General features: G+C 40.7%; 13 protein-coding genes. 2 read left to right on the top strand and 11 right to left on the bottom strand.

Annotated elements, in window-relative coordinates; genetic code table 11:
* Positions 1-155: 155 nt before the first annotated feature.
* The 4 genes from WA352_RS11635 to rpsF all read right to left on the bottom strand — a co-directional run bounded on the left by WA352_RS11635 (position 156) and on the right by rpsF (position 1,653).
* Entirely contained in the window at positions 156-455 is a 300-nt protein-coding gene (locus WA352_RS11635) for a TM2 domain-containing protein (RefSeq protein WP_033133675.1), read from the bottom strand.
* 116 nt (positions 456-571) lie between these two features.
* Positions 572-1,018: a 50S ribosomal protein L9 gene (rplI, locus tag WA352_RS11630; RefSeq protein WP_004654410.1), complete on the bottom strand. Its 447-nt coding sequence runs from the start codon at positions 1,016-1,018 to the stop codon at positions 572-574.
* A 12-nt stretch (positions 1,019-1,030) separates the two neighbouring features.
* The gene (rpsR, locus tag WA352_RS11625) at positions 1,031-1,258 is read right to left on the bottom strand and encodes a 30S ribosomal protein S18 (RefSeq protein WP_000090661.1); all 228 of its coding nucleotides are present in this window, start codon (positions 1,256-1,258) and stop codon (positions 1,031-1,033) included.
* Between the two features lie 11 nt (positions 1,259-1,269).
* The gene (rpsF, locus tag WA352_RS11620) at positions 1,270-1,653 is read right to left on the bottom strand and encodes a 30S ribosomal protein S6 (RefSeq protein WP_004806006.1); all 384 of its coding nucleotides are present in this window, start codon (positions 1,651-1,653) and stop codon (positions 1,270-1,272) included.
* Positions 1,654-1,826: 173 nt separating this feature from the next.
* Between rpsF and WA352_RS11615 the strand changes: the two genes are divergently transcribed.
* A complete protein-coding gene (locus WA352_RS11615) occupies positions 1,827-2,321 on the top strand; it encodes a hypothetical protein (RefSeq protein WP_033133676.1) in 495 nt (164 codons plus the stop codon).
* A gap of 158 nt (positions 2,322-2,479) precedes the next feature.
* On the opposite strand, the gene cyoE is transcribed toward WA352_RS11615, so the two are convergent.
* The 7 genes from cyoE to ppsA form a co-directional block, all read right to left on the bottom strand.
* Positions 2,480-3,358 carry a heme o synthase gene (gene cyoE / locus WA352_RS11610; protein WP_241345132.1) on the bottom strand — a complete coding sequence of 293 codons (879 nt, stop codon included), beginning with the start codon at positions 3,356-3,358 and terminating at the stop codon, positions 2,480-2,482.
* 10 nt (positions 3,359-3,368) lie between these two features.
* Positions 3,369-3,698, bottom strand: coding sequence for a cytochrome o ubiquinol oxidase subunit IV (locus tag WA352_RS11605; protein WP_004806013.1), 330 nt, complete (start codon positions 3,696-3,698; stop codon positions 3,369-3,371).
* Positions 3,698-4,318 carry a cytochrome o ubiquinol oxidase subunit III gene (cyoC, locus tag WA352_RS11600; protein ID WP_004806016.1) on the bottom strand — a complete coding sequence of 207 codons (621 nt, stop codon included), beginning with the start codon at positions 4,316-4,318 and terminating at the stop codon, positions 3,698-3,700. The genes WA352_RS11605 and cyoC overlap by 1 nt, the downstream gene beginning before the upstream one ends.
* 4 nt (positions 4,319-4,322) lie before the next feature.
* Positions 4,323-6,314 (bottom strand): cytochrome o ubiquinol oxidase subunit I, encoded by a 1,992-nt coding sequence (cyoB, locus tag WA352_RS11595; protein WP_004806017.1) that lies wholly within the window; start codon positions 6,312-6,314, stop codon positions 4,323-4,325.
* 3 nt (positions 6,315-6,317) lie between these two features.
* On the bottom strand, positions 6,318-7,373 hold the full coding sequence (gene cyoA, locus WA352_RS11590; protein WP_004654397.1) for a ubiquinol oxidase subunit II: 1,056 nt from the start codon (positions 7,371-7,373) through the stop codon (positions 6,318-6,320).
* 299 nt (positions 7,374-7,672) lie between these two features.
* Positions 7,673-8,434, bottom strand: coding sequence for an RDD family protein (locus WA352_RS11585; RefSeq protein WP_033133677.1), 762 nt, complete (start codon positions 8,432-8,434; stop codon positions 7,673-7,675).
* A 351-nt stretch (positions 8,435-8,785) separates the two neighbouring features.
* A complete protein-coding gene (gene ppsA, locus WA352_RS11580; RefSeq protein WP_004806022.1) occupies positions 8,786-11,164 on the bottom strand; it encodes a phosphoenolpyruvate synthase in 2,379 nt (792 codons plus the stop codon).
* A 158-nt stretch (positions 11,165-11,322) separates the two neighbouring features.
* Here ppsA and ppsR point away from each other — a divergent pair, with 158 nt between their 5' ends.
* A complete protein-coding gene (gene ppsR / locus WA352_RS11575) occupies positions 11,323-12,159 on the top strand; it encodes a posphoenolpyruvate synthetase regulatory kinase/phosphorylase PpsR (RefSeq protein WP_004806023.1) in 837 nt (278 codons plus the stop codon).
* The last annotated feature ends 56 nt before the right edge of the window (positions 12,160-12,215 follow it).

The raw sequence follows: 12,215 nt of genomic DNA, 5'->3' as shown, positions 1-12,215 counted from the left end.
CGAATGACTATCTTAATCCAAATGGAGGTCGTCGGCACAATTTAATTCAGTGAAAATTGTGAAAGTGATGCAATAGCATAATAGATAGTCACTTCTACTATCACAGCTAGTGTTATGGTGCTTCTTATGTATTGATTGAGATAAAAGACTTTGTTTTAAGGTTTTACAAACCAGTCCTGAACAAATTTGCCATTTTTTAAGCGATACGCTGAAAGGCCGTAGCGAAGGTTATTCTCTTGGGCATCTTTAACAAAGCCATTGTCTTTGCCTAAAGAATAGAGAAAAGCATCAAGCAGGAGTAGGGCTGTATCGATAAACCACCAAAAGCCTAAACCGCCAAAAGTAATTAATTTTAAAATGCCACTGGTTTTTTTTCCGAGATAGAAACGATCTATGCCAAAGAACCCTAAAAACATGGCAAGTACCAAAGCGATGATACGATTTTTATTTTGCATATGTGGTCCTATAGAGATGAAAATTATAAGATTTAAAACTTAATTAGATATGTTTTTGTATTTTTTAGAGATAAAAAAAAAGAGCATGTAAAACATGCTCTTTTTCTTTGCAGAAATTACTCAGATACGATAGTAACGAGAACTTCAGCAACAACATCATGGTGCAATTGGATTGCGATGTTGAATTCACCAGTGTGACGAAGCGCACCGTTTGGTAAACGAACTTCTGCACGGTCTACAACAAGACCAGCATTAGTTAAAGCATCAGCGATGTCACGAGTACCGATAGAACCGAATAGTTTACCTTCGTCACCAGCTTTCGCAGTGATTACGATGTTAACTTCGTTCAATTGTTCAGCACGTGCATTCGCAGCAGCTAATACTTCAGCTTCTTGCTTCTCAAGTTCAGCACGACGAGCTTCAAAAGCAGCAGTGTTTGCTTCTGTTGCAGCTACAGCTTTACCTTGAGGGATCAAGAAGTTACGACCGTAACCAGCTTTAACTGATACTTTGTCGCCTAATTTACCAAGGTTTTTAATGCGTTGTAATAAGATAACGTCCACAGCTCACCTCACTTACTTATGGTTGTCAGTGTACGGAATCAAAGACAAATAGCGAGCTTGTTTAATAGCTAACGCTAATTGACGTTGATAACGAGCTTTAGTACCTGTAATACGGCTAGGAACAATCTTGCCGTTTTCAGTGATGTACTGTTTTAATGTGTCGATATCTTTGTAGTCGATGTACGCAACATTCTCAGCTGTAAAGCGGCAGAACTTGCGACGACGGTAAAAACGTGCCATTGATGTTCTCCTTATTCAGCTTCTGGAACTGCTTGTTGTGCTTCTTCACGTTGAGCTTTACGCGCACGTTTTTCTTCAGCACTTTTAGCAAGCAAAGATTCTTCAGTAATTGCGTTTTCACGACGGATAATGATGTTACGAATAATTGCATCGTTATAACGGAACAATTCTTCTAACTCATCAAGCGTCGTTTGACCACATTCAACATTCATAAGAATGTAGTGTGCTTTGTGAATTTTGTTAATCGGGTAAGCCAATTGGCGGCGGCCCCAATCTTCTAAACGGTGAATTTGACCTTCAGCTTCTTTGATCTGAGAGATATAGCGTTCAACCATACCTACAACTTGATCGCTTTGGTCTGGATGTACCAATAGTACGATTTCGTAGTGACGCATTGTCAGCTCCTTACGGTTTAAGCAGCCCCTAATTAAAAAATTAGAAGCAAGGAGTCATAACTAAAAAGTTATGTCGCAAATTGCGAAGCGGGGATTATATGCAAATTGACGCTATAAAGCAAATTTGCCATAGTCTTTGTGATATATTTTTTAAATAAAAATAGGCAATAAAAATGGAACCACAATTTATAAAGACAGTTGCCCTGCTTGAGTCGATTTTGCAGTCGAATACTGAGGAGGCATATTTAGACGCTTTTGAGCAATACCAAGGTAACATTTACCAAATCTTAATGATTGTCGATTGGCGTGAAGAGGACGAGGCGATTATTGAATATTGCGAAAATATTTTACAAACGGGGAGTTTGCGGGCAGAGATACAAAATGCGGATAACCTGCAAGGATTTACCATTACTGTTTATTATCAGAATCAAACTTTGATTATTCCTTATCAAGGTGAGGGCGCAGATCGAGATACCACCTTAAAAGCACTCAATCAAATTTTGCAGCCTGATTATGAAATCCGTTTTTGTGTGGCTTCCGATGGGTCCGATACCTTGGAGTTCATTCCGTTACCTCAAGAGGTATGGCAAAAATTAGATCAAAAATATCCACATAATATTGATCAATTTTTTAGACGTTTTGAGCCAGACAGTGAGTTTTTTGGCTAGAGTCGTGTTGCAGGTTAATCTTTAAAGATTATATGTAACGACTGATTTGGAATTTAGTCTGGGCTTGTTTCATTTAGGCAATAAAGAACGAAATGTTTTTATTGCACGAAATGATAAAAATTGGGAGAGCATAAAAAGATAGAGCATTCTCTATCTTTTTAAAAAATAGGAAAGAATGGTGCAGGGCTTTTAAAGGTGAAGCTAAAGCTTAAACTGATAACAGTAATGAGGATTACTGAGAAAAGGAAAAAGCGTTTGGCCCAAAGCTGATCATCTTCGGCCTTGAATCCTAAAATAGCAATGTAGAACCAGTAAATGCAAAGTATATTACAGATGACCAAGAACACGATATTGGTGTATCCATATACATATAATGCATTCATCGATAGAGTAAATAAAACCACATAAATCAGTGATTCGATTTTTGTTCTAAGGATTGAACGGGCTACAGGTAGAATAGGAACGCCTGCATTTTTATAGTCGTCAAAACGATAAATTGCGATTGCCCATGAATGCGGCATTTGCCATAAAGCATATGCAACAAAGATCAATAGGGCTGCCATATCGAACTGATGACTTACAGCCACATAACCAATAACAGGTGGACTCGCTCCAGAAATACTACCGATCACGGTTTGATGGATTGTGGTGCGTTTGCTCCACAAACTATAAAAACCGACATAGACGACAAAACCAATGACAGCGAATAAAAAAGCATAAGCATTAACATAAAACCAGAGCATGCTAAAGCCAATCACACCTAAAACCAGCGCATAGCACATGGCAACAGGAGGGGAAATGGTTTTGGTCACAAGTGCACGGTTCATGGTGCGTTGCATTTTCTGATCGATGTCTTGATCAATTACGTTATTAACTACACAACCAGAAGCAACCACTAATGTTGTTCCGAGAAGAGTAAGTAATAATAAGAGGCAGTCTATAGAGCCTTGGGCGGCTAAGAAGAAGCCGCCCAAGGTGGTAATAAAATTACCGAAGAGAATTCCTGGTTTAGTCAGGAATAAGTACTTTTTCCACATGACGATCAGTTTAGATCATCATGTTGTAGTGTAGGTAATTCATAATCCACACAGAGCCGACTAAAAGTACAGCGATACATAAGATTGTGTAGATAAATGCAATAAGGTTCCAACGTTGGTCAGATGATGTATTCATGTGTAAGAAATACACAAGTTGTACAAGTACCTGAGCAACAGCAGTAATTGCAATTACTGTAACTAAAATGCCACGACTAAAACCACCAGCCATCACCATCCCGAAAGGGATGATGGTAAGGATGACAGATAGGATAAATCCAATCGTGTATTGTTTAAAGTTACCGTGTGACGCACCTGCAGCATTATGGTCATGACTACTCATTAGAGAACTCCCAGTAAGTAAACGACGCTGAATACACAGATCCAAACGATGTCAAGGAAGTGCCAGAACAAGCTTAAGCAAGCAAGACGACGTGTATTCGGTAAAGTCAAACCATTCTTTTTAATTTGGTAGATTAATACCAGCATCCACACTAAACCAGAAGTTACGTGGATACCGTGTGTACCAACCAAAGTAAAGAATGCAGATAAGAATGCACTGTGAGTTGGACCATGGCCTTCGTGTACAAGGTGATGGAACTCATAGATTTCCATACCAATGAACGATGCACCAAAAAGGAATGTAACAAACAACCAAGTGATCACTTGATTTACATTCTTTTTATAAGATGCAAGTACAGCAAAACCAAATGTTACCGATGAAATCAATAAGGCAAATGTTTCAGTTAACACGAAGCCTAATGAATCATGGAACAGGTCATATGCACTTGGGGTTCCTGGCGGGATATGACTGCTTAATACAGCGAACGCAATGAAGAGTGATCCGAAAAGAATCAAGTCACTCATCAAGTATGTCCAGAAACCAAAGACCGTTAAGTCAGTATCATCATGTTCATGATGACCATCGTGGCCGTGGTTGTCGTGATGAAGTACTTCAGCCATTTCCTTAGTCCTTCTTCAAGTGTTTTTCAAGTAATGCATAGCGTTCGTTTTCAATACGCTCAACTTCAGCAGCAGGAACGTAGTAATCAACATTCTTCGTGAATGAGCTTACGATCAAGCTAACAATAGCTGAAACGAATGAAACAACAGCGAGCCACCAAATATGCCAGATGAGTGCAAAGCCAAGAATTGTAATGAACATTGCAATGACAAAACCAGCAGCACGATCAGTCGGCATGTGGATGTCTTCATATTTAGTGTTACGTGCGTATGCTACACCATTTTCTTTGTCAGTCCAGAAACGGTCAACGCCGCTAGCATCTGGTTCATGCGCAAAGTTATAGAACGGAGCAGGAGATGACGTTGCCCATTCAAGGGTACGGCTATCCCATGGATCGCCTGTATGGTCCATGTTGTCCTTACGTTGTAAGAAACCAACGATGATTTGCATTAAGAAACATGCAATACCGATCGCGATAAGGACAGCACCAAACAATGCAATCGCTAAGTATGGATCCCACTCAGGGTTGTCATATGTATTCAAACGACGCGTCATACCCATGAAACCAAGGATATAAAGTGGCATGAATGCAAAATAGAAACCAATGAACCAGAACCAGAACGCAGCTTTACCCCATGCTTCGTTGAGCTTCCAACCAAACATTTTCGGCCAGTAGAAGATGATGCCGGCAAACATACCAAACACCACACCACCGATAATTACGTTATGGAAGTGAGCGATCAAGAATAATGAGTTGTGTACAAGGAAGTCCGCAGGTGGAACAGCCATAAGTACACCAGTTAAACCACCGATACCGAATGTTACAAGGAAGCCAAGCGTCCATAACATAGGAGTAGTATAGGTGATGCGACCTTTATACATTGTGAATAACCAAGAGAAGATTTTCACACCTGTAGGAATCGCAATAACCATGGTCATGATACCGAAGAACGCGTTAACGTTCGCACCAGCACCCATGGTGAAGAAGTGGTGAAGCCATACAACAAACGCAAGTACAGTAATCGCAATCGTCGCATACACCATTGACTTATAACCGAACAACGCTTTACGAGAGAAGGTTGCAACGATTTCTGAGTATAAACCAAATGCTGGTAATACTAAGATATATACTTCAGGGTGACCCCATGTCCAAATCAAGTTCACATAAAGCATTGGGCTACCGCCAAGCTCATTTGTGAAGAAATGGAAGCCGAAGTAACGGTCTAAAGTAAGCATTGCAAGCGTACCTGTTAATACAGGGAATGATGCAATGATTAATACAGCCGTACAAAGTGAAGTCCACGTGAAAATAGGCATGTCCATTAATTTCATGCCAGGTGCACGCATTTTGATGATGGTAACAAAGAAGTTAACACCAGATAAAAGCGTACCTAGACCAGAAACCTGAAGTGCCCAGATATAGTAGTCAACACCAACACCAGGAGAATATTGAATGCCAGATAGAGGAGGGTAAGCCATCCAACCAGTCGCAGCAAATTCACCTAATACAAGTGAAAGCATCATTAAACCAGCAGCACCAGCGAATAACCAGAAGCTTAAAGAGTTTAATAATGGGAAGGCAACGTCACGAGCACCAATCTGTAAAGGTACAGAGATGTTCATCATACCAACAACAAGACCCATTGCTACGAAGAAGATCATGATGACACCGTGCGCGGTGAAGATCTGGTCGTAGTGGTCAGGGTGTAAGTAACCTTCGCCGCCGCCTTTCGCGAGGAAAAGTTGTAGACGCATCATGATCGCATCGGCGAAGCCACGCAACAGCATGACTACAGATACGATGATATACATGATACCAATCTTTTTATGGTCTACAGTGATAAACCATTCGTTCCACAAATATCCCCATTTCTTGAAATAGGTAATACCGCCTAATACAGCAATTGCACCAAGTGCCATAAAGACCATGGTGACAAGTACAAGGGGTTCAGTCGGGATAGAATCCCACCCCAATTTACCAAAAATCATATCCATGTCTTATTCCCCTTGAGCAGCGTGTTCTGCTGCAGCATGAGTTTCTGCCGTTGCATCATGTCCAGCAGAATGGTCAGCACCGTGATAGTTACTCATGTAGTGGTTGATGATTGTTTCAAACAATTTTGGCTCAACTGATGAGTAATAAGTCACTGGGTGTGGCTTAGTCGGGAACGGTTTCATCGCTTCAGCTTTTGCAAGTGCTTCTTCATCACCAGCAGCTTTAGCACGATTCACTAAATGCTCGATCTGATGCTTAGAACGATCGCCATCTTTAAGCGTTGCTAACTCAGCTTGGTCAAGTGTGCCTTTTTGAATTGCTTCAGGGTTAATACTTGTACCATTACCAGCTTTCACTGCTTCTACCCATTGTGCAAATTCTGGTTCAGTCACGCTATGTGCTTTAAAGCGCATTTGTGAGAAACCGTAACCTGAATAGTTTGCTGAGAAACCACGGAAGATACCTGGTTCGTCGGCTAATAGGTGAAGGTGAGTTTGCATACCAGCCATTGCGTAAATCTGACCGCCTAACTGTGGGATGAAGAACGAGTTCATCGTGAAGTTAGAAGTGATCTTAAAGCTTACTGGTGTTTGTTCTGGGAAGCGTACTTCGTTTACCGTTGCAATGTTTTGCTCAGGATAGATAAAAATCCACTTGAACTGTTCAGCGACAGCTTGAATAGTCAATGGTGCTTTATCTGATTCTAACGGACGGTAAGGGTCGTACTTGTGGGAACCCCACCAAGTTAACCAAGCTAAAATACCAATAATAATGACAGGTACACCCCATACAACGATCTCAATTGTCGTTGAGTGTGCCCAAGTAGGTTTATAGTCTGCATCTTTATTCGATGCGCGATATTTCCAACCAAACCATAATGCCATAATGATTGATGGAATCACCACCAATAGCATTAAATAGATCGCAGTCATCATCAGGTTACTTTGACCTTGACCAACTGGACCTTTATTGTTTAGAAGTACCATATCACCGCCACACCCAGTCAAGAGCGCAGCCATCGTTGATAAAGACAATACAGCTAAAATCGTTTGTCTCATTTTACAACCTCGGTGAAGAGTCCCATTCCCTAATTAAAATTATGGGATAGCGATTAAAGTGTCGCGTGATTGATAAGGATTGGTTAAAAAATGCTTAGCAATCACGCGACACCGCAACGTTGTTGGGCATTATGCCTTATATTGAAAAACTAAGCTACTCATAAAGTCGTGTGAAATACTTGTTTTAAAACCCGATTTATTTTGTAGGGATTGTTATTTGCATCTGTGTTTTTTATATAGATATCAGCTTAATACATAAAAAAAGAGGAATAAATCCTCTTTTGTTTATCGATTTGTGATTACTGCTTAATGACCTTAGTTTTTGCCATTTTATCGTGCAAAGTTTGACGATTTTTGGTAAATGCGAATAAAGCATAATCAATCACGGTAATGATTGGGACAAGGATCAAATTGAGAATGATAAAGAACACGCTTCTCAACCAAAAGGCCCGAATTGTGCTGACTTTTTCTGATGTTTCGACATCCACAATTTTAATCTTGGCGATTTTTTTACCAATACTCTGGCCTGATTTTGCAATAAAGAACGCCTGAATCATGAGCATGATAATGAGGTAAGCAAAGATCATTATCCATGCTTCATTTGGAATTAGCTGCATCAATTGATGCTGTAATTCTACTGCTTTATCAGATGCAATTTGGGTGGCTTGCATCTGTTTTTGAATTTCAAACAACTCTTGGTATTGGCTTTCATTAAAAAAGAAAGATGGGATAGAAGCCATCGGTAGCCAAAGGATGAGATCAAAAACTTTCGCTAGCGCACGTGAATGAAAAGGTGCGAGTTCAGGTGCTTTTTGCTCGACTTTGATTTTGTAAGTTGGTTCGTTCGTTTCAGTTTTAATTTGAGCACTAAAAGGAGAGTAACCTACAGGTTCGTAGACAAGTTTACCTTGTGTCAGTTCACCAAGTGTTTTCCATTCAGCCATACCTTCATGCCAAGCTAAATCGGTCAATAAAACTTGTTGACTGGCAAGCATTTGGTTTACTTGTTCTAAACTGTAAGGTCCTGCTTGTTGATTATTACGAGCCAAGTAAATTTGCATAATTTTAAAATCTCAATTACAAGGGTGTGTTGACATTTCAGACATGTCTGGCGTTATAGGCTAAAACAACCCAAACAAGGCATGAAACGTAGACAATGGCAGTTCCCTTGTCAAGTTTCATAACGAAGTTTGGGGAGGTTTTAGCCATAACCCTACGGGACAAGGACATTTTTGCCACTACTGCGTTATCTTGCGCAGCTGCAATCGCTGCTCATTATTTAGAATGGCTAAATTGCGTAAGCCATGCCTTGTATTGTCTAAAAATGTCCGTTGTCGCAAGTATCTCTGAAATCTCAACAGACCCTACGATGAAAAAAGACCCTGCGAAAGAGGGTCTTTTTCTAAAAAAGACTAGGCTTTCTTGATTTGTTCTTCAGCAAGGAAGAACCAAGTATCAAGTACTGAGTCAGGGTTAAGTGACACAGATTCAATACCTTGTTCCATGAGCCACTTCGCAAGGTCAGGGTGATCCGAAGGACCTTGACCACAAATACCAACGTATTTTCCTGCTTTGCGGCAAGCATGAATTGCCATAGAAAGGAGCGCTTTAACTGCTGGATCACGCTCATCGAATAAGTGAGATACGATACCAGAGTCACGGTCAAGACCCAGTGTTAATTGTGTTAAGTCGTTTGAACCGATAGAGAAACCATCGAAGTGCTCAAGGAATTGCTCAGCCAATAGGGCATTGGTTGGTAATTCACACATCATGATGACTTTGAGGCCATTCTCACCACGTTTTAAACCATTCTGAGCAAGAAGTTCGATCACACGTTTCGCTTCAGAAACTGTACGCACGAATGGGATCATGATTTGGATATTGGTTAAACCCATTTCATCACGTGCTTTTTTCAAGGCACGACATTCAAGTTCAAAACAGTCACGGAAGTTATCAGATACATAACGACTCGCACCACGGAAGCCCAACATTGGGTTTTCTTCTTCTGGCTCGTATAGCTTACCGCCAATCAAGTTTGCATATTCATTCGATTTAAAATCAGACATACGAACAATCACTGGCTTTTCTGCAAATGCAGCAGCAAGTGTTGAAATACCTTCAACTAACTTCTCGACATAAAATTCGATTGGAGAAGAGTAGCCAGAAGTACGCGCCATAACGGCAGCACGTGTTTCGCGTGGCAAGCTGTCAATGTTTAACAATGCTTTAGGATGCACACCGATCATACGGTTAATGATGAACTCAAGACGTGCAAGACCAATACCTTCATTCGGGATTTGAGCGAAGTCAAAAGCACGGTCAGGGTTACCAACGTTCATCATGATTTTGAATGGTAATGAAGGCATTGAATTAATCGAATTACGTTGTACTTCGAAATCTAATGCACCTTCATAGATGAAGCCAGTATCACCTTCAGCACATGAAACTGTTACTTCTTGACCATCAGTCAGTACTTCTGTTGCATTACCACAACCCACGATTGCTGGAACACCTAATTCACGTGCAATAATTGCTGCGTGACAAGTACGACCACCACGGTTGGTCACGATTGCAGCAGCACGCTTCATCACTGGTTCCCAATCTGGGTCAGTCATGTCAGATACAAGTACGTCACCGTCCTGAACCTTATCCATTTCTTTAATCGACGTTACAACACGCACTTTACCTGAACCAATGCGTTGACCGATTGAACGACCTTCACAGATAACAGTACCGCGTTGTTTTAACAAATACCGTTCCATGGTACCGACATTTTGACGGCTTTTTACTGTTTCAGGACGTGCTTGAACAATATAGATTTGACCATCATCGCCATCTTTTGCCCATTCGATATCCATCGGCGAGCCGTAGTGTTGTTCGATGATTAAAGCTTGCTTTGCTAATTCGTGTAATTCGTGATCATTTAATGCGAATTGTTGGCGTTCTGGTTTTTCAACGTCAACCACAACCACTGATTTACCCGCAGAACCTTCTTCACCATAAATCATTTTCTGGTGTTTAGAACCGAGGTTACGACGTAAAACAGAGTGTTTACCTGCATTTAAAAGCGGTTTAGATAAATAGAATTCATCTGGGTTTACAGCACCTTGAACGACCATTTCGCCTAAACCGTAAGATGCAGTAATAAACACAACATCACGGAAACCTGATTCTGTATCAAGCGTAAACATAACGCCCGCAGCACCAGTTTCAGAGCGAACCATACGTTGTACACCAGCAGAAAGGGCAACAACACTATGTTCAAAGCCTTGGTGTACACGGTAAGCAATCGCACGGTCATTATAAAGTGATGCAAAAACTTCTTTAATCGCGATAAGAATATTATCAATACCGCGAATGTTGAGGAATGTTTCTTGTTGACCTGCGAAAGACGCATCAGGTAAGTCTTCAGCCGTTGCAGAAGAACGTACCGCAACAGCAATGTCTGGGTTGCCGTTTGAAAGTGCAGCAAAAGCTTCACGAATTTCTTGTTCTAATGTCGCAGTAAGCGGAGTTTCAACAATCCAGTTACGGATTTTTGCACCAGTTTCAGCAAGTGCATTTACATCTTCTACATTTAGCTGAACAAGTTCAGCCTGAATACGAGCGTTTAAGCCGCTTTGATCCAAGAACTCACGATAGGCAGCAGCAGTAGTTGCAAAGCCACCAGGTACCGATACACCAGCATTGGATAAATGGCTGATCATTTCACCCAAAGATGAGTTTTTCCCACCTACGAGTTCGACATCGTGTTTTCCTAATTTTTCCAGACCGATTACGCGCGCTTCCAAAGTATTTACTCCACTTTTTTTGCAGTATGAATGACCATCATTGGTATGAAATTATACAAAAGTGCTTAGATTTAGTGTTTTACTAAGCGACAGTCATGTTAGATGAGTTTACTATAAAGATTATAGAGCACTAAGACAAATGTTTAAGGAGAATTTTGATGCCCGTAAGTAAAGAAATTAAACGGAGCGTTTTTTTTATTTCAGATGGTACCGCAATTACCGCAGAAACCCTTGGACATTCACTACTTGCGCAATTTCCAAACGTTGATTTTGACATCCATATTATACCGTATATTACGACTGAAGAGGCGGCTATGAATGTCGCTGTAGAGATCAATGCATGTCAAAGTCGTGATGGTTCTTTGCCGCTAGTTTTTGATACCTTGGTTGATCCGCATGTCCGTGAAATTATCAATACTGCTAAGGCGGTCAACTTAGACGTTTTTGAAGGCTTGATTAGTAAATTAGAACAAGAATTAGGTACGCCACCGACCACTTTGGTTGGACAAACTCATGCGGTAACTGATTCTGAATATTATAAAGCGCGTATCGATGCCGTACATTTCGCACTGGACAATGATGATGGGGCAAGAACACGCCATTATGACAAAGCTGACATTATTTTAATTGGCGTATCACGTTCAGGAAAAACCCCGACCTCAATTTATTTGTCATTACAATTTGGTATTCGTGTAGCGAACTATCCATTGACTGAAGAAGATTTGGATGACAATCGTTTGCCAAAAGTACTGCGCGAACATAAAAACAAGCTATTTGGTTTGATGATTGATGCCGAACGTTTGGTGGCAATCCGTAACGAACGTAAAGCGAATAGCCGCTATTCAAGTTTCAGCCAGTGTCAGATGGAATTACGTGCGATTGAAGGGATCTATATTTCTGAAGGGATTAAATATTTAAATGTCACGGAAATGTCGATTGAGGAAATCTCAACACGTGTCTTACAAATGACGGGTTTAAAACGTCGTATTGGCTAATCAGGCCTGACTACCTCAGTCATCTGGATGGGGTAGTCTGTAATTTTTTAGATCAT

Origin of the sequence: Acinetobacter sp. 102, assembly GCF_037028485.1 — a bacterium.
Taxonomy (GTDB): domain Bacteria; phylum Pseudomonadota; class Gammaproteobacteria; order Pseudomonadales; family Moraxellaceae; genus Acinetobacter; species Acinetobacter higginsii.
The sequence above is the reverse complement of the archived record's forward strand: the minus strand, read 5'-3'. Positions and strand labels throughout refer to the sequence as shown.

Coding starts and splice junctions, on each gene's coding strand:
- cyoC (WP_004806016.1), bottom strand. CDS start 4,318: ATGGCTGAAGTACTTCATCACGACAACCACGGCCACGATGGTCATCAT.
- WA352_RS11635 (WP_033133675.1), bottom strand. CDS start 455: ATGCAAAATAAAAATCGTATCATCGCTTTGGTACTTGCCATGTTTTTA.
- ppsR (WP_004806023.1), top strand. CDS start 11,323: ATGCCCGTAAGTAAAGAAATTAAACGGAGCGTTTTTTTTATTTCAGAT.
- cyoA (WP_004654397.1), bottom strand. CDS start 7,373: ATGAGACAAACGATTTTAGCTGTATTGTCTTTATCAACGATGGCTGCG.
- cyoE (WP_241345132.1), bottom strand. CDS start 3,358: ATGTGGAAAAAGTACTTATTCCTGACTAAACCAGGAATTCTCTTCGGT.
- rpsR (WP_000090661.1), bottom strand. CDS start 1,258: ATGGCACGTTTTTACCGTCGTCGCAAGTTCTGCCGCTTTACAGCTGAG.
- rpsF (WP_004806006.1), bottom strand. CDS start 1,653: ATGCGTCACTACGAAATCGTACTATTGGTACATCCAGACCAAAGCGAT.
- WA352_RS11605 (WP_004806013.1), bottom strand. CDS start 3,698: ATGAGTAGTCATGACCATAATGCTGCAGGTGCGTCACACGGTAACTTT.
- WA352_RS11615 (WP_033133676.1), top strand. CDS start 1,827: ATGGAACCACAATTTATAAAGACAGTTGCCCTGCTTGAGTCGATTTTG.
- WA352_RS11585 (WP_033133677.1), bottom strand. CDS start 8,434: ATGCAAATTTACTTGGCTCGTAATAATCAACAAGCAGGACCTTACAGT.
- cyoB (WP_004806017.1), bottom strand. CDS start 6,314: ATGGATATGATTTTTGGTAAATTGGGGTGGGATTCTATCCCGACTGAA.